The sequence below is a fragment of the Psychrobacillus glaciei genome, from assembly GCF_008973485.1.
Lineage (GTDB): Bacteria > Bacillota > Bacilli > Bacillales_A > Planococcaceae > Psychrobacillus > Psychrobacillus glaciei.
Genome location: NZ_CP031223.1, coordinates 3,455,918 through 3,474,812, shown reverse-complemented (window position 1 = coordinate 3,474,812; position 18,895 = coordinate 3,455,918). Strand labels below are relative to the sequence as shown.

Annotated in this window: 11 protein-coding genes, 3 rRNA genes and 3 riboswitches; all 14 genes read left to right on the top strand. The window is 40.0% G+C overall.

The window, feature by feature from the left end:
- The first annotated feature begins 327 nt into the window (after positions 1-327).
- The 14 genes from PB01_RS16480 to purB all read left to right on the top strand — a co-directional run bounded on the left by PB01_RS16480 (position 328) and on the right by purB (position 18,877).
- Positions 328-1,278, top strand: a complete 951-nt coding sequence (locus tag PB01_RS16480; protein ID WP_151701194.1) for an AAA family ATPase — start codon at positions 328-330, stop codon at positions 1,276-1,278.
- Positions 1,275-2,468 (top strand): DUF58 domain-containing protein, encoded by a 1,194-nt coding sequence (locus PB01_RS16475; RefSeq protein ID WP_151701193.1) that lies wholly within the window; start codon positions 1,275-1,277, stop codon positions 2,466-2,468. Before PB01_RS16480 ends, PB01_RS16475 begins: the two co-directional genes overlap by 4 nt.
- Positions 2,465-4,657: a transglutaminase-like domain-containing protein gene (locus tag PB01_RS16470; protein ID WP_151701192.1), complete on the top strand. Its 2,193-nt coding sequence runs from the start codon at positions 2,465-2,467 to the stop codon at positions 4,655-4,657. Before PB01_RS16475 ends, PB01_RS16470 begins: the two co-directional genes overlap by 4 nt.
- Positions 4,658-4,691: 34 nt before the next feature.
- Positions 4,692-4,793, top strand: a riboswitch (purine riboswitch).
- A gap of 142 nt (positions 4,794-4,935) precedes the next feature.
- Positions 4,936-6,489: a glutamine-hydrolyzing GMP synthase gene (guaA, locus tag PB01_RS16465; RefSeq protein ID WP_151701191.1), complete on the top strand. Its 1,554-nt coding sequence runs from the start codon at positions 4,936-4,938 to the stop codon at positions 6,487-6,489.
- A gap of 381 nt (positions 6,490-6,870) precedes the next feature.
- The gene (locus tag PB01_RS21680) at positions 6,871-7,002 is read left to right on the top strand and encodes a hypothetical protein (RefSeq protein WP_264158187.1); all 132 of its coding nucleotides are present in this window, start codon (positions 6,871-6,873) and stop codon (positions 7,000-7,002) included.
- Positions 7,003-7,448: 446 nt separating this feature from the next.
- Positions 7,449-7,550, top strand: a riboswitch (purine riboswitch).
- An 89-nt stretch (positions 7,551-7,639) separates the two neighbouring features.
- The gene (locus tag PB01_RS16460; protein WP_151701190.1) at positions 7,640-8,971 is read left to right on the top strand and encodes an NCS2 family permease; all 1,332 of its coding nucleotides are present in this window, start codon (positions 7,640-7,642) and stop codon (positions 8,969-8,971) included.
- A gap of 432 nt (positions 8,972-9,403) precedes the next feature.
- Positions 9,404-10,957: ribosomal RNA gene (locus PB01_RS16455) — 16S ribosomal RNA — on the top strand.
- A gap of 231 nt (positions 10,958-11,188) precedes the next feature.
- A 23S ribosomal RNA gene (locus PB01_RS16450) occupies positions 11,189-14,116 on the top strand.
- Positions 14,117-14,302: 186 nt separating this feature from the next.
- Positions 14,303-14,418, top strand: a 5S ribosomal RNA gene (gene rrf, locus PB01_RS16445).
- Together the 16S, 23S and 5S rRNA genes form the textbook arrangement of a ribosomal RNA operon.
- Before the next feature lie 457 nt (positions 14,419-14,875).
- The gene (locus tag PB01_RS16440; RefSeq protein WP_391209948.1) at positions 14,876-15,397 is read left to right on the top strand and encodes a DUF2179 domain-containing protein; all 522 of its coding nucleotides are present in this window, start codon (positions 14,876-14,878) and stop codon (positions 15,395-15,397) included.
- Complete coding sequence (locus tag PB01_RS16435) at positions 15,394-15,582, top strand: NETI motif-containing protein (protein ID WP_151701188.1); 189 nt, start codon at positions 15,394-15,396, stop codon at positions 15,580-15,582. The genes PB01_RS16440 and PB01_RS16435 overlap by 4 nt, the downstream gene beginning before the upstream one ends.
- 98 nt (positions 15,583-15,680) lie before the next feature.
- Positions 15,681-15,781: riboswitch (purine riboswitch) on the top strand.
- A 177-nt stretch (positions 15,782-15,958) separates the two neighbouring features.
- Positions 15,959-16,447, top strand: coding sequence for a 5-(carboxyamino)imidazole ribonucleotide mutase (gene purE / locus PB01_RS16430; RefSeq protein WP_151701187.1), 489 nt, complete (start codon positions 15,959-15,961; stop codon positions 16,445-16,447).
- Positions 16,444-17,565 carry a 5-(carboxyamino)imidazole ribonucleotide synthase gene (gene purK / locus PB01_RS16425; protein WP_151701186.1) on the top strand — a complete coding sequence of 374 codons (1,122 nt, stop codon included), beginning with the start codon at positions 16,444-16,446 and terminating at the stop codon, positions 17,563-17,565. The genes purE and purK overlap by 4 nt, the downstream gene beginning before the upstream one ends.
- A gap of 16 nt (positions 17,566-17,581) precedes the next feature.
- A complete protein-coding gene (gene purB / locus PB01_RS16420) occupies positions 17,582-18,877 on the top strand; it encodes an adenylosuccinate lyase (RefSeq protein WP_151701185.1) in 1,296 nt (431 codons plus the stop codon).
- The last annotated feature ends 18 nt before the right edge of the window (positions 18,878-18,895 follow it).

The following is an 18,895-nucleotide window of genomic DNA, read 5'->3' as shown; positions in this document are numbered from 1 at the left end:
GGAAAGGATTTTTTCTCTCATTAACCAAATTTAATGCACCATGTCTCTACATATTTCAAGAGGTCGACGGACAAACATCCGCCACAAGATTACCGAAAAAAGTGTATGGAGAAGTGACGCAGTCACTTCTCCATACACAAAAATTCCCCCGGTAAAAGTGTAGCAAATGTTTCGTCCAAGGCTCTCTGGAAATAGAGAAGACAAGATGCACTGAAAGGACACCTGGCACATTTCTATTTGTATTATATTGTAACTTTCGGTATGCTAATTATGTATTGCATTAATTTTCAAACTAATCTATCAATAGTAGATGTCGGGGGAAATCATATGACTGAACAATTACAAATTCAATCCATTATTTCTAATATAGAAAAAGTGATGATTGGAAAGAAAAACATCGCAGAGCTTGCAGTAGTCGCGTTGCTAGCAGATGGGCATGTACTCTTAGAGGATGTACCGGGAGTAGGAAAAACAATGATGGTTCGTGCTCTAGCGAAATCGATTGGAGCTAATTTTAAACGAATCCAATTTACTCCCGATTTATTGCCATCTGATGTAGTGGGAGTCTCTATATATAACCCAAAAGAAATGGAATTTGAATTTAGACCAGGTCCCATTTTAGGGAATATTGTGCTTGCAGATGAGATAAATCGTACTTCACCGAAAACACAATCTGCATTACTTGAAGGAATGGAAGAAGCGTCTGTTACGATTGACGGGATCACAATGCCAATCCCTAAACCATTTTTTGTTATGGCTACGCAAAATCCTATTGAGCATGAAGGTACATATCCACTTCCTGAAGCACAATTGGACCGTTTTTTAATGAAGTTAAAAATGGGTTATCCTCATCCAAGTGAAGAAATAGAAATATTGAATAGTTTAGAAAAAAGAATGCCAATCGATGAGTTAGAAGCAGTTGTTTCATTAGAAGAGTTAATTGATCTTCAGAAGAAAGTGAAAGATGTCAAGGTAGATTACACGATGAAAGGGTATATTGTAGATCTTGCCAGTCGAACAAGAGTGGATACATATATTTATCTTGGGGTAAGTCCCCGCGGATCTATTGCTTTAATGAGAGCTGCTCAAGCCTTTGCTATCCTTCGAGGTAGAGACTATGTGACGCCCGACGATATTCAATATTTGGTGCCATTTGTATTTTGTCATCGAATTATATTAAGACCTGAAGCCCGATATGATGGCATATCTACGGAAGAAGTTCTTTCTCGAATTGTCAAAAAGACGCCTGTACCCATTAAGAGGAAAGTAATTCAATGAGAAAAGGTTTAAAGCATCTAAAAGGCGTTTTTGGTGTGATACTCCTTCTAGTTTCTGCTTTTATCTATGCAATGTTTCAAGGAGGATTTGTTAGCTGGTTTCTTTTTTACTTAGTCATTCCTCTGTCTGCTTATTCATTCCTATTGTTCTTTTATTCTATATCGAAGCTAGAAGTGGAAAGAACAATTGAAACACGCCAAGTATTCAGTGGTGGTAGGTTTTCGGCGACTATTCATGTGAAAAGAAACAATCGCTTTCCACTTATGTATACTTCATTTGAAGAAAAGGTCAGTAAAAATTTACTACAAACAACTTCGAAGCAAATAACATTTTGGGGATGGAGAAAAGAATTTAAATGGACTTATGAAATTGAACATATTCCTCGCGGCGAGCATGAACTAGAAGGGGTCATTATGCGCGTGAGTGATTTGTTCGGTTGGGTATGGAAAGAAGCGTTTATTCCGAGTAAGAAAACAATTTTAGTGTTTCCTAATTTGACTGAAATGGTTTATATACCAATAGAAACTAGGTATGACCAAGGGGCTACTGCATCAAGAATTCAAACGATGAAAGATACCTCTATGGCAACAGGCGTACGGGCTTATCAACCTGGGGACCGTGTTTCTTGGATTCATTGGAAATCATTTGCGCGAACACAAACATTAAAGACGAAAGAATTTGAAGATCGACAATCGCAGGATTTATTTATATTAATGGATCGTAGTCCTTCTCCATTGTTTGAGGATATTGTGGACCTGACAGCATCGATAATGCAAGCAATTGTGCGAAATCATTCGCTTAGTGCATTCCTTTCGATTGGTGAAACAAGGTTATATATCCCCACGGTACAAAATGAGGAGCAGCTTCATCGTGTGTTGTACCATTTAACTAAGGTACAAGCAGATTTGAAGAAACCAATTGAGCAAGTAATAGTAAATGATTCATCACTTGCGCAAGTAACCTCACTTTTATATTTAACTAGTAAAATTTCATATGAATGGATAGAAAGTATTCAAAAAACGGCAACTAATTTACGTGTATGTACTTGTTTTCTTGTAAAGCAAAAGGATCTGAAGTTAACTCAAGATGAAATTGCGTTCCATCAATATGCTGCAAGTAGGGGATTTAATATACAAATAATAACGAAGGAACGGTTTGCCCAAGCATTTTTGGAGGTGAATCGCTCATGATAAAAGACACACCAAAATCATTTTTGTCCTTTATAATTTACATTTTTGTTTATATTTTAATTGTAGAATGGCTAAAACCTGTCATTGAGTTAACGGACACAGATTATTTAAAAGTATTTTGTTTATTTTTAGTAATTTCCTTTCTATTTTATTTTATGAAGGTAAGTTGGAGAATTGTCATACCTGCAAAAGTTGTATTTATTAGCTGGGTACTTATTTATCTCTATACAGATTTAGCTTTTTTCTCTAAGGACTCTATTTTCTATTTACTGAATATGTTATGGGGAAATTTAAATGCGTTAATGTCCCAGGATTGGCTAGAGGTGACCGATGCATTTCGTACCTTATTGTTTTTTATATTATTGTGGATGACTACTTATTTATTGAACTACTGGATACGTGTAAGAAAAAATGTCATGCTGTTCTTTTTATTAACAGTTTTATTTATTACTATTTTAGATACTTTTAGTCCTTACAATGGGGAGAAAAGTATCGTTATTGTATTAGTGGCTGGATTTATGCTCAGTGGTTTGTTATTTGCACAAAAGGTTATGAGTGAAAACAAAGTACAAATAAACGGGAAATTTTTACTAGGTATGGTTGCCAGTCTTTTTGGGTTAATTGCTGTAAGTGGAGTTATCGCATATGCGTTGCCTAAAGCAGGTCCTAGTTGGCCGGATCCTGTTCCCTTTCTTACTTCTACTAGTCCTACTGCAACAGAAGGAAAAAAAGGTGGAGCAAATATTATTAGTAAAGTTGGTTATGGAGAAAACGATGAAAAATTAGGTGGGGCTTTTCTCAGTGATGACACTCCAGTATTTTATGCGACCGTTCCAAGAAAGCAATATTGGAAAGTTGAAACGAAAGATACGTACACTACCAAAGGGTGGATCCAATCAGAAATCGATCCCCAAATTACTAATTATGAAATAGGAGAACCTATCACTTCGGATATAATGCCTGGTAATGAGGACAAGGAAGCTGTTGCCAATATTACGATGGCGCAAGAATTCGATTTTATCATGCAACCTTATGGAATAAAATCTGTGCATACTGAACCGGTGACACTTTCTCTGAATAAAACAAATCAAAAAATCTCCACCTTTTTAGATGGAAGTACGATATCGCTTGATTATTATGAACCTTCATACAGTGAACCTGTTTACAGTTTAAAGGCGCTTCGCGGAACTACAATTGAAAGTCTGACTGGACTAACAAGTGAGTTTGACCGATACTTACAGTTACCGGAAAAACTACCTACAAGAGTAAGTGATTTAGCGATTTCAATTACAGAAAACAGAGATAGTTTATATGAAAAAGTAAAAGCGATTGAACGATATTTTAGCAGAAATGGATTTCGCTATGATCAAATGTTAGCAGCAGTTCCAAAAGGGAATACGGATTATGTGGATCAGTTTTTATTTGATACGAAAATGGGGTATTGTGATAACTTCTCGACTTCGATGGTTGTCATGCTAAGAACCCTTGGCATACCCTCACGATGGGTGAAAGGTTTTGCTTCTGGAGAAAATGTTCAAAAAGGGGATAGTATTCCTGTTTTTAAAGTGACGAATAATGACGCACATTCATGGGTGGAAGCATATTTTCCAGGAGTAGGTTGGATGTATTTTGAACCAACAATTGGTTTTTCCAACAGTGCAAACTTAGAATATGATTTAAATACGGGAACTTCGGATACTAATACTCCGGTTCCTCCAGTGCAAAAGCAACCTGTAAAGGAAAAGCCGAAGACAGAAAAAGCAGATGTTTCTAAAGGATTTACAGAAGTACTAAGTAATGTGGCAAAATGGGTGTCCGACCGAAAAGTAGGGATTATTTGGACGCTCGTTGGGGTGTTCGTTTTTAGCTTAATAGCTTATCAATATAGAAGAAAGTGGATCTCTAAAGTGTTAATTCCTGTTTATCGGATGCGAAAAGATGATTGGGAGACGTTTGAGAAAATGTATCTTCAATTATTGAAGCAACTTAATTTATATGGGCTTGCAAGAGAACAAGGGCAAACTTTATCCGCTTATGCGAAAAAGGTTGATACAGATTTTGGTGGGAACCATATGAAGAAGCTAACAAGTTTTTATGAAAAAGGAATCTACGGAGGCAATCGAGAGTCTATAGATTATAAGCAAATGAGGGAAAGTTGGGAAAATTTAATCAATCAGCTCAGCGGTTGATTTTAGGCTCGATAACCTGTAAACTGAAGTCAAATTAAATTGACCAAATTGCCCTCGTATATGTCCGATGATATGGTTCGGATGTCTCTACCAAGTTACCGATAATAACTTGACTATGAAGGTGAATGCAGTCATGTCTTTTTTTGACATTTGCATTCACCTTTTTATATAGAGAACATTAACGCGTTAAGAGAGGATTAGCTTTCTGACGCGTTTTTTTCATCTTATCTAGTACAGAGAAGCAAATTTGGATTACTTAAAAGAAGAGGTGTATGCTAATGTCTTTAACTCCATTGTTGAAAGAACAAGAAAAAATTGTCGTTCTAGATTTCGGAAGCCAATATAACCAATTGATCACACGTCGTATACGTGAATTTGGAGTATACAGTGAACTACACCCTCATACAGTGAGTGCAGAAGATTTAAAGAAAATGAACGCTACTGGAATTATTTTCTCTGGTGGTCCCAATTCTGTATATGATGAAAATGCTTTTCATATTGACCCAGCAATTTATGAAATGGGTATCCCAATTCTAGGGATTTGTTATGGCATGCAGTTAATGTCTCAACATTTTGGAGGGAAAGTGGAAAAAGCTGCTCATAGAGAGTACGGAAAAGCAGAAATTAATATAAAAAATGCTACCGCTTTATTTGGACAACTTCCGACTGATCAAGTTGTTTGGATGAGTCACGGAGACCATGTAACAGTTGCACCTGAAGGTTTTGAAGTAATCGCAACTAGTCCTTCATGTGAAGTAGCTGCAATGGCAAATGAAACGAAGAAATTCTACGCAGTTCAATTCCACCCAGAAGTAAGACACTCTGTTTACGGGATCGAGTTACTACGTCAATTCGTATTTGACGTTTGTCATGCAACAGGTGACTGGACAATGGAGAGCTTCATCGAAATGGAAATCCAAAAAATTAGGGAACAAGTCGGCGACAAAAAAGTACTATGTGCACTTAGCGGCGGAGTAGATTCTTCTGTAGTTGCTGTTCTAATTCATAAAGCTATTGGCGACCAATTAACTTGTATGTTTGTTGATCATAACTTAAACCGTAAAGGCGAAGTTGCACAAGTTATGAAGACTTTCACTGAAGGTTTTAACATGAAAGTTATTAAAATTGATGCACGTGAGCGCTTTATGAATAAACTAGCTGGAGTTTCAGATCCAGAACAGAAACGTAAAATTATCGGTAATGAATTCATTTACGTGTTTGATGAAGAGGCGTCTAAGCTAGATGGTATGGATTTCTTAGCCCAAGGTACTCTTTACACAGATATTATTGAGTCCGGTACTGCTACTGCTCAAACAATTAAATCTCACCATAATGTAGGTGGACTACCGGAAGATATGCAATTCAAGTTAATCGAACCTTTAAAAACATTATTTAAAGACGAAGTACGTGCCCTTGGTTTAGAACTTGGTATGGATGAAGCGATTGTTTGGCGTCAACCTTTCCCAGGTCCTGGTTTAGGTATTCGTGTACTTGGTGAAGTTACGGAAGAAAAACTAGAAATCGTTCGTGAATCAGATGCAATTCTTCGTGAAGAAATCGCAAAAGCTGGTTTAGAACGTGATATTTGGCAATACTTCACTGTACTTCCGGATATTCGTAGCGTTGGTGTAATGGGCGACACTCGCACATATGACTATGCAATTGGTATTCGTGCTGTTACTTCTATTGATGGTATGACTTCTGACTGGGCACGTATTCCATGGGATGTACTTGAAAAAGTAAGTATCCGTCTTGTAAACGAAGTACCTCACATCAACCGCGTACTGTATGATATTACGAGTAAACCACCAGCAACGATTGAGTGGGAATAGGACTGTTCAGTAATATAAACTAAACAGGTTATAACGCAGTCATATCAATGTCTAACGTACAACTATTTATATTTCAAAAATTAAACTCTCTTTTAGTTATTTATAACAAATAACTAAAAGAGGTTTTTTGTTTTAGTTAAAATTAGCGACTTGATTGATGACTTAATAATGAATCAGCAAATTTAAGGTCGTAAAGATAAGTATAATGAATACCCTTTGGCTATGAATTATTTTACTAAGTTTTTACTGATATATGCAAGGTTAGGCAGTACACTAATAAAGTAAAAAGGTATACTTCAGTAAAATAAGGTATATTATATTTGTTGAATAGATTCTCTTTAAAGACAAGAAAAGTAGGTGAACAAAGTGGGGAAATATACATTGGATACAAAAGGTCAGGTGGCTGTGGCAAAGTATCATGAAAAACACAAGCCTGCCAAATTTGATAAAAAGCAGCAACTTGAAAAAATACGTGCGGAGTATTTGAGAAAAAAAGCAAAAACTAACAGATAAATAATATGAATGAAAACATAGGAAGACTAAAATCTCCCTATGTTTTTCTTATTAGAAATTCTTTTTTTCAATTGAAGATAGAGTTTATTATTCTCCTAAATTTCAGATTCGGTGACAAAGAACTTGTCATCAGGTATCCATTCCTCACTAATTGATTTTGACATTGAAACGACATAGCCATTACCCCAAATAATAACGTTTTAAACAGGGGGTTCACAAGCTACAATTGAGGACAAGAAATACATTATTTGAACGGATTTTTCTGTTTTGAAAAAAAGTATAAAACCCTTATATATCAATGGTTGACGAGTGTACTGTATGATATTACGAGTAAACCACCAGCAGCGATTGAGTAGGAATAGTTATAAAGGCGAACATTTTCTTGGTTAAGTAATAAAATGTTCGGAAATAGTATTGATTTTCAAAAAAAACAGTGTTATATTACTTACATAATTTAATTATGTCGTCGTATAACGTTGGGAATAAGGCCCAAAAGTCTCTACCGAATCACCGTAAATGATTCGACTACGATGAGTGAAAAGTATTTTTTTATCACTTATTGGAGATATTTAAGCATACGACCGTTTTACTGGTCGTATGCTTTTCTTTCGTTATAGGGACAAAAATGGAGGACAACATGAAAAAGTATTTTCGATTTGAAGAACTAGGTACGAACTATCGCCGTGAAATTATTGGTGGTTTAACAACGTTTTTAGCTATGGCGTACATCCTAGTAGTAAACCCAATGACTTTATCTTTAGAGACTGTTCCGGGTTTACCAGATTTTATGTATATGGATAAAGGATCGATATTTACAGCTACTGCGATTGCTTCAGCAGTTGGTTCACTTATGATGGGGATACTTGCAAGATATCCAATAGCGCTAGCACCAGGTATGGGATTGAATGCATTCTTTGCTTACACAGTTGTATTAACTTATGGAATTCCTTGGCAAGTTGCATTGACAGGAGTTTTATGTTCAGGAATTATCTTTATTATTCTATCGTTGTCTGGAATACGTGAAACAATTATTAATGCAATTCCAAATGAGTTGAAATATGCAGTCGGTGCTGGTATAGGCTTGTTTATTACATTCCTTGGTCTTCAAAATTCTAAAATTATCGTTAGTAATGATGCGGTTATAGTTGGACTAGGGGATTTAGGGAATCCTCATGTATTATTAACAATTTTCGGTCTTGTACTTACAGTAATCATGATGGTAAAAGGTATTAAAGGCGGTATCTTCTATGGTATGTTAATTACTGCAATCATTGGTATGGCTTTCAGTTTAGTTCCATTACCAAAGGGGATTGTTGGAAGTGTACCAAGTATGGCTCCAACATTCGGAGCAGCTTTTGATGCAATTGTTAATAATCCTAGCTCACTATTAACAACACAATTCTTAGTTGTAGTTCTTACTTTCTTGTTTGTAGATTTCTTTGATACTGCTGGAACATTAATTTCTGTAGCAAATCAAGCAGGTTTAATGAAAGAAGGAAAATTACCAAGAGCAGGTAAAGCATTGCTTGCAGATTCAATTGCCACTGTAACTGGTGCAATTGCAGGTACATCAACCACTACTTCTTATGTTGAATCAACTGCAGGTGTTGCAGCTGGTGCACGTTCCGGTTTTGCGGCAGTAGTCACAGGTGTATTAATGCTATTATCATTATTCTTCTACCCTGTATTAAGTGTAATCACTTCGAATGTAACAGCACCGGCGTTAATAATAGTTGGGGTCTTGATGGTTTCTTCTTTAGGAAACATTGAATGGACTAAATTTGAAACTGCTGTTCCAGCATTTTTCGTAATTATCGCAATGCCATTAACGTATTCTATTGCAACTGGTATAGCAATTGGATTCTTATTCTATCCAATTACTATGATCGTTGCTGGACGAATTAAAGAAGTACATCCTATTATGTACGGTTTATGGATAGTGTTCCTTTGTTATTTTATATTTTTATAAATAAATTAAAGTTTATATATATAGAAGAAAGAGACCTAAGAGGGTCTCTTTTTGCGTTCTATTAAAAAAATGCATATCTAAGCAAGGAGTGTATAGTAGTTATCTAATGCTCTATAAGCCAATAACGACGGTAATCCAATGGCGTAAACCATTAATCTTAGTGAAAAGTTGAACTTGTCCGAATAAAGTGTTATTATTTATTTAGACCTTTTTATTAATTTAGGTGTTGACGATGGATAGAAAAGGGTGTTAAGATACAGAAGTCGCCAAAACAACACGGCAACATAAACAACATGAACATTGAAAACTGAACATGCAAAACGTTAAGAAATATAGCTTGAAAGACTAACTCCGGTTAGCTTGATAGTAAAATAATTTGGACATCATTTAATGATGATGCCAGCAAAACAAAATGAGCTTTTTAAGTTCTCTATTATGGAGAGTTTGATCCTGGCTCAGGACGAACGCTGGCGGCATGCCTAATACATGCAAGTCGAGCGAATGACGAAGAAGCTTGCTTCTTCTGATTTAGCGGCGGACGGGTGAGTAACACGTGGGCAACCTGCCCTGTAGATTGGGATAACTCCGGGAAACCGGGGCTAATACCGAATAATCCATTTCCTCACATGGGGAAATGTTAAAAGACGGTTTCGGCTGTCACTACAGGATGGGCCCGCGGCGCATTAGCTAGTTGGTGAGGTAACGGCTCACCAAGGCGACGATGCGTAGCCGACCTGAGAGGGTGATCGGCCACACTGGGACTGAGACACGGCCCAGACTCCTACGGGAGGCAGCAGTAGGGAATCTTCCACAATGGACGAAAGTCTGATGGAGCAATGCCGCGTGAGTGAAGAAGGTTTTCGGATCGTAAAACTCTGTTGTGAGGGAAGAACAAGTACGAGAGTAACTGCTCGTACCTTGACGGTACCTCATTAGAAAGCCACGGCTAACTACGTGCCAGCAGCCGCGGTAATACGTAGGTGGCAAGCGTTGTCCGGAATTATTGGGCGTAAAGCGCGCGCAGGCGGTCCTTTAAGTCTGATGTGAAATCCCACGGCTCAACCGTGGAAGGTCATTGGAAACTGGGGGACTTGAGTACAGAAGAGGAAAGCGGAATTCCAAGTGTAGCGGTGAAATGCGTAGAGATTTGGAGGAACACCAGTGGCGAAGGCGGCTTTCTGGTCTGTAACTGACGCTGAGGCGCGAAAGCGTGGGGAGCAAACAGGATTAGATACCCTGGTAGTCCACGCCGTAAACGATGAGTGCTAAGTGTTAGGGGGTTTCCGCCCCTTAGTGCTGCAGCTAACGCATTAAGCACTCCGCCTGGGGAGTACGGTCGCAAGACTGAAACTCAAAGGAATTGACGGGGGCCCGCACAAGCGGTGGAGCATGTGGTTTAATTCGAAGCAACGCGAAGAACCTTACCAGGTCTTGACATCCCGCTGACCGTTCTAGAGATAGATCTTTCCCTTCGGGGACAGCGGTGACAGGTGGTGCATGGTTGTCGTCAGCTCGTGTCGTGAGATGTTGGGTTAAGTCCCGCAACGAGCGCAACCCTTGATCTTAGTTGCCAGCATTTAGTTGGGCACTCTAAGGTGACTGCCGGTGATAAACCGGAGGAAGGTGGGGATGACGTCAAATCATCATGCCCCTTATGACCTGGGCTACACACGTGCTACAATGGACGGTACAGAGGGTCGCAACCCCGCGAGGGTGAGCTAATCCCATAAAACCGTTCTCAGTTCGGATTGTAGGCTGCAACTCGCCTACATGAAGCCGGAATCGCTAGTAATCGTGGATCAGCATGCCACGGTGAATACGTTCCCGGGCCTTGTACACACCGCCCGTCACACCACGAGAGTTTGTAACACCCGAAGTCGGTGGGGTAACCCTTACGGGAGCCAGCCGCCGAAGGTGGGACAGATGATTGGGGTGAAGTCGTAACAAGGTAGCCGTATCGGAAGGTGCGGCTGGATCACCTCCTTTCTAAGGATAATATCGGAATACAGATTTTTATCTGTATCTTAACGTTTTGCAGTTCAGTTTTGAATGTTCATTTTTATGAGCATTTGAAAACTTGTTCTTTGAAAACTGGATAAAAAGACATTGAAAGAAACAAATTCAAGAAATTCAATTTGTAATCACTTTTGTGATTATATTTTGCGTAGTATTTTTAACTACTATAGGAAGTCCGTGTTTTCACGGAGGACCAAATTAGGTTAAGTTAATAAGGGCGCGCGGTGAATGCCTTGGCACTAGGAGCCGAAGAAGGACGGCACTAACACCGATATGCTTCGGGGAGCTGTAAGTGAGCTTTGATCCGGAGATTTCCGAATGGGGAAACCCACTGTTCGTAATGGAGCAGTACATTTACGTGAATACATAGCGTATCTGTGGCACACCCAGGGAACTGAAACATCTAAGTACCTGGAGGAAGAGAAAGAAAAATCGATTCCCTGAGTAGCGGCGAGCGAAACGGGAATAGCCCAAACCAAGAGGCTTGCCTCTTGGGGTTGTAGGACACTCTACATAGAGTTACAAAGGAATGAGTTAGACGAAGCGATCTGGAAAGGTCCGCAGGATAGGGTAAAAGCCCCGTAGTCAAAAGTTCATTCTCTCTTGAGTGTATCCTGAGTACGGCGGAACACGTGAAATTCCGTCGGAATCTGGGAGGACCATCTCCCAAGGCTAAATACTACCTAGTGACCGATAGTGAACCAGTACCGTGAGGGAAAGGTGAAAAGCACCCCGGAAGGGGAGTGAAATAGATCCTGAAACCGCGTGCCTACAAGTAGTCAGAGCCCGTTAATGGGTGATGGCGTGCCTTTTGTAGAATGAACCGGCGAGTTACGATTACATGCAAGGTTAAGTTGAGAAGACGGAGCCGCAGCGAAAGCGAGTCTGAATAGGGCGAATGAGTATGTGGTCGTAGACCCGAAACCAGGTGATCTACCCATGTCCAGGATGAAGGTAAGGTAACACTTACTGGAGGTCCGAACCCACGCACGTTGAAAAGTGCGGGGATGAGGTGTGGGTAGCGGAGAAATTCCAATCGAACCTGGAGATAGCTGGTTCTCTCCGAAATAGCTTTAGGGCTAGCCTCAAACGTTAGAATCTTGGAGGTAGAGCACTGTTTGGACTAGGGGCCCATCCCGGGTTACCGAATTCAGACAAACTCCGAATGCCAATGATTTATGTTTGGGAGTCAGACTGCGAGTGATAAGATCCGTAGTCAAGAGGGAAACAGCCCAGACCACCAGCTAAGGTCCCAAAGTATTTGTTAAGTGGAAAAGGATGTGGCGTTGCTTAGACAACCAGGATGTTGGCTTAGAAGCAGCCATCATTTAAAGAGTGCGTAATAGCTCACTGGTCGAGTGACGCTGCGCCGAAAATGTATCGGGGCTAAACAAATCACCGAAGCTGTGGATTGATACCTATGGTATCAGTGGTAGGAGAGCGTTCTAAGGGCGTTGAAGTCAGACCGGAAGGACTGGTGGAGCGCTTAGAAGTGAGAATGCCGGTATGAGTAGCGAAAGATGGGTGAGAATCCCATCCACCGTATGACTAAGGTTTCCTGAGGAAGGCTCGTCCGCTCAGGGTTAGTCGGGACCTAAGTCGAGGCCGATAGGCGTAGACGATGGACAACAGGTTGATATTCCTGTACCACCAAACCACCGTTTGAGCAATGGGGGGACGCAGAAGGATAGGGTAAGCATGCTGTTGGTTATGCATGTCCAAGCAGTGAGGTGTGAGTGTAGGCAAATCCGCACTCTGTAACATTGAGCTGTGATGGCGAGGACTTAGTCCGAAGTTCCTGATTTCACACTGCCAAGAAAAGCCTCTAGCGAGGTGATAGGTGCCCGTACCGCAAACCGACACAGGTAGTCGAGGAGAGAATCCTAAGGTGAGCGAGAGAACTCTCGTTAAGGAACTCGGCAAAATGACCCCGTAACTTCGGGAGAAGGGGTGCTCTTTTGGGTGTATAGCCTAGAAGAGCCGCAGTGAATAGGCCCAGGCGACTGTTTAGCAAAAACACAGGTCTCTGCAAAACCGTAAGGTGAAGTATAGGGGCTGACGCCTGCCCGGTGCTGGAAGGTTAAGAGGAGTGCTTAGCGCAAGCGAAGGTGCGAATTGAAGCCCCAGTAAACGGCGGCCGTAACTATAACGGTCCTAAGGTAGCGAAATTCCTTGTCGGGTAAGTTCCGACCCGCACGAAAGGCGTAACGATCTGGGCACTGTCTCAACGAGAGACTCGGTGAAATTATAGTACCTGTGAAGATGCAGGTTACCCGCGACAGGACGGAAAGACCCCGTGGAGCTTTACTATAGCTTGATATTGAATTTTGGTGCAACTTGTACAGGATAGGCAGGAGCCTTAGAGCCCGGAGCGCCAGCTTCGGAGGAGGCGTCGGTGGGATACTGCCCTGGTTGTATTGAAATTCTAACCCATACCCGTAACCCGGGTAGGAGACAGTGTCAGGCGGGTAGTTTGACTGGGGCGGTCGCCTCCTAAAGTGTAACGGAGGCGCCCAAAGGTTCCCTCAGAATGGTTGGAAATCATTCGAAGAGTGTAAAGGCAGAAGGGAGCTTGACTGCGAGACCTACAAGTCGAGCAGGGTCGAAAGACGGGCTTAGTGATCCGGTGGTTCCGCATGGAAGGGCCATCGCTCAACGGATAAAAGCTACCCCGGGGATAACAGGCTTATCTCCCCCAAGAGTCCACATCGACGGGGAGGTTTGGCACCTCGATGTCGGCTCATCGCATCCTGGGGCTGTAGTCGGTCCCAAGGGTTGGGCTGTTCGCCCATTAAAGCGGTACGCGAGCTGGGTTCAGAACGTCGTGAGACAGTTCGGTCCCTATCCGTCGTGGGCGTAGGAAATTTGAGAGGAGCTGTCCTTAGTACGAGAGGACCGGGATGGACACACCGCTGGTGTACCAGTTGTTCTGCCAAGAGCATCGCTGGGTAGCTATGTGTGGACGGGATAAGTGCTGAAAGCATCTAAGCACGAAGCCCCCCTCAAGATGAGATTTCCCATTACGCAAGTAAGTAAGATCCCTCAAAGACGATGAGGTAGATAGGTTCGGGGTGGAAGCGTGGCGACATGTGCAGCTGACGAATACTAATCGATCGAGGACTTAACCAAATAGAATTTGCACATTTCAATGTCTTTTATCCAGTTTTGAGTGAACAAGCACTCAAATTAGAGGGTTTCAAGACGCAAACAATGCTAGGAAACTATTGAGAGAAAGAAGGAGCGTACTTAAGTACGTGACTGATTGATCGAATGAAGTTGACAACGCAATGCGCAGTGTATTGAAAGCCGAACTAGTCTAGTGATGATGGCGAAGAGGTCACACCCGTTCCCATACCGAACACGGAAGTTAAGCTCTTCAGCGCCGATGGTAGTTGGGGGTTTCCCCCTGCAAGAGTAGGACGTCGCTGGGCACTATTAAAAGTTGTTACCGAGTAATTGGTAACAACTTTTTTTGTTGCGTAAAATCAATGACCTATCTCACAAAGAGATAACTCTTAAATGTGAAATTTGGTATCGAAGCGTCATATTCTAACTGATTATGGATAATAATTCAAGAGACCATTATCTACCTCTGGATTGCTTTAATCCTATATCGAGTAGTGGTTATTTAAACATAATAATTAGGTATCTCTTATGCTAAAAATACTTGCTTTTATGAACAAACTAATAGCTCTTGTAGAAAAACTAGTCACCCTCTCCCGTACTTTTCCAATAAATCGAACGATACTGAATCTGTCATAATCCTAATCTCTTAAAAAAATATCCTCGAACGTCTTCAAATAGTTGATAATATTTCCGAGTGTGCGATAATAAGTGACAAACGCATGGCTAAAAGGGGTGGATTTAGTGGATTCTTCAGCAATCTTGATGGTTTTAATCATATTTTCGATTAATATTGTGTATGTTACTTTCTTTACATTACGTATGATCCTTACATTAAAGGGATTTCGTTATATTGCTGCCATGATAAGTGTAGTGGAGGTCGTTATTTACATAGTGGGTCTTGGTCTTGTTTTGGACAACTTAAATGAGATTCAAAATCTAATTGCATATGCGCTTGGTTATGGAACTGGCGTAATAATAGGAATGAAAATAGAAGAGAAGATGGCACTAGGTTATATTATGGTCAATGTTATAACAACCAATGTCGATACGGATCTGCCAACAGTATTAAGAAATGAAGGATATGGTGTGACGGATTGGATAGCCCACGGGTTAGATGGTAATAGAGTTGCGCTGCAAATACTAACACCACGAAAATATGAATTGAAATTATATGCAAAGTTAAAGGAAATTGACCCAAAAGTGTTTATCATTGCATACGAGCCGAAGTCAATTCATGGTGGTTTTTGGGTGAAGAGTGTAAGGAAAGGAAAGTTATTTTCATGAAAAAAGAAACAGTTTGGTTTGAAGTAGAAGAAAATGAAACAATCACAGATTGTATGGAAAGAATGGGCAAACAAGGTTTTCAAGTTGCAGGTAGAAGAGAAGAACCTCTTTTTGCAGAAGTGGATGGAAAACCTGTGCCAATTAGACAAATAATCCTGTTAAAAGGTATTAAAGAAGTCAATTAATAAAATTATAGGTTAAAACCGAACGTTATACCTAAAATGAAATAAAATGTTCGTTTTTACATATTGACGGGACTCATAAGAATTGTTAAAATATAAATAGAAATGAACGGAAATATCCCCATATATGCTAAAGAATTGGCTTTAGCGTCTCTACCATGTCACCGTAAATGACAGGACTATGCGGGAAAGCAACTTTTGGACTCTGCTAAGAGAATGTGATTACATATGTTAGTAGTCACCAATTTGGCAACTTTGTTCCTTGAGTAAACTGCTTTTCTTGCGAAGAGAGTAGTTTATTTAAGGAATTTTTTTATGCCTATCTTTTATTAAGCTTCGCCAAATATGCCAATGAAAGATTGATGGGAGGACGAGAATAATGAACGTTAAAATTGGTGTAATTATGGGCAGTGTCAGTGATTGGGAAACGATGAAACACAGTTGCGAAATTCTTGAAGAACTTCAAATACCATATGAAAAAAAAGTAGTTTCTGCACATCGTACACCTGATTTAATGTTTGAATATGCAGAGCAAGCGAGAATGCGTGGGATTCAAGTAATCATTGCTGGAGCTGGCGGTGCTGCTCATCTACCAGGTATGGTTGCAGCTAAGACAACACTTCCAGTTATCGGTGTTCCTGTTCAATCAAAGGCACTTAATGGACTGGACTCCCTATTGTCGATCGTACAAATGCCAGGCGGAGTACCAGTTGCGACAGTGGCAATCGGGAAAGCTGGAGCAACGAATGCAGGTTTACTTGCTGCACAAATTCTTTCTATTACAGATAGAGATGTTGAAAAACGTCTTGAAAATAGAAGAGAAGCTACGAAAAATAGCGTTTTAGAGAGTAATGGTGAGTTAGAATGACAAAAGTAATTTACCCAGGGCAAACAATCGGTATAATCGGTGGTGGCCAACTTGGACGAATGATGGCTTTAGCTGCAAAAGAAGCAGGATTCAAAATAGCGGTACTAGAGCCTACGATAGATTCTCCATGTGGGCAGGTTGCGGATATTCGCATTGTTGCACCTTATAACGATGAAGCCGCACTAGAAGAACTTGCAGAAGTAAGTGACGTAATCACATATGAATTTGAAAATATAGATTATACCGGATTGAAAAGACTAACGGAAATTGCTTATGTCCCTCAAGGTGCGGAATTAGTTAAAATTACGCAAGATCGAATAAATGAAAAAAAAGAAATTCAAGCTTCAGGTGTGCCAATTGCAAAATTTGTCGAAGCTAGTACTTTTGAGGAACTAGAACAACGTATAGAAGAAATTGGATTTCCTTGTGTTGTAAAAACTGCAAGAGGTGGATATGACGGTAAAGGCCAACAGATAGTCCGATCAAAGGATCACTTAAATAATGCAAAAGTTCTTTTCGAACATTCCGCCTGTATTGCAGAAGCATTTGTTTCATTCGAAAAGGAAATCTCTGTTATTGTCCAAAGAAACGGTGCTGGTCAAACATATTGTCTACCTATTGGAGAAAATATTCATGTGAACCATATTTTGCATGAAACGATAGTTCCAGCAAGAATTGATGCATCACTTGCTACAAAAGCAATAATAGCTGCAGAAACAATTGCAAACCATTTAAATCTAGTGGGTACACTAGCGGTAGAAATGTTCGTTCTAGAGAATAATGAAATCTTAATAAATGAATTGGCTCCTAGACCACATAATTCTGGACACTATTCAATTGAGGCTTGTAGTATCTCTCAATTTCATCAGCATATAAGAGCTATTTGTGGATGGCCACTTCGAGAACCGAAGTTATGGACTGACTCAATAATGGTTAACATACTAGGACAACATGTGATTCCTCTAACTAACTCTATTAGTAAATATCCAAACTGGTCTGTTCACATGTATGGCAAAAGTGAGGCAAAGACTAATCGCAAAATGGGACATGTAACAATACTTTCTACTAATATAGAAGAGACGTTAAAGGAAATCGAACAATCCAAAATTTGGTCATAAAAAAGGAGCAATATTAATGATAGAACGTTATACACGCCCTGAAATGGGAGCAATTTGGACAGAAGAAAACAAATACAATGCATGGTTGGAAGTAGAAATATTAGCTTGTGAAGCATGGGCTGAAATTGGGGATATTCCAAAAGAGGATGTTGTAACAATTCGTAAAAACGCATCGTTCAATGTGGACCGTATATTAGAAATTGAACAAGAAACGAGACATGATGTAGTAGCGTTCACTCGCGCGGTTTCTGAAACACTTGGTGAGGAACGTAAATGGGTACATTATGGTCTAACTTCAACAGACGTAGTAGATACAGCTCTTTCGTATTTAATAAAGCAAGCGAATGTTATTTTACGTAAGGATATCCTTAACTTTATCGAAATTCTTGAGAATAAAGCAAAAGAACATAAATACACAGTAATGATGGGGCGTACGCATGGAGTACATGCAGAACCAACAACTTTTGGACTTAAACTTGCGCTTTGGACAGAAGAAATGAGACGTAATTTAGAACGTTTTGAAGCAGCTGCTAAATCGATTGAAACAGGAAAGATGTCAGGTGCTGTAGGAACATATGCGAATATCGACCCATTCGTAGAACAATATGTTTGTGAAAAATTAGGATTAGCGGCATCTCCAATCTCCACTCAAACATTGCAACGTGACCGACACGCACAATATATGAGCACGCTCGCATTAATCGCAACTTCTATTGAAAAATTTGCAACTGAAGTTCGCGGGTTACAAAAATCAGAAACTCGTGAGGTAGAAGAATTTTTCTCAAAAGGACAAAAAGGATCTTCTGCAATGCCGCATAAACGAAATCCAATTGGCTCAGAAAATATGGTAGGACTTTCAAGATTAATTCGAGGTTATATGATGACTGCTTATGAAAACGTTGCATTATGGCATGAAAGAGATATCTCTCATTCCTCAGCAGAACGTGTTATTTTACCAGATGCAACCATTGCACTTAACTATATGTTAAATCGTTTCAGCAATATTGTGAAAAACTTAACTGTGTTCCCTGAAAATATGAAGCGTAATATGGATTCGACCTTAGGATTAATTTACTCTCAACGTGTACTTCTTGCACTTATTGACAAAGGCCTAGCACGTGAAACAGCATATGACACGGTACAACCACTAGCGATGCAAGCATGGGAATCTCAAACTGCTTTCCGTACATTTGTGGATGCCGATGAAAAAATCACTTCTTTATTAACAAAAGAAAATTTAGATGATTGCTTTGACTACAATTATCACATTCAACATGTAGATATGATTTTTGAACGTTTAGGGCTAAATTAATCGTACATTAGTTGATTC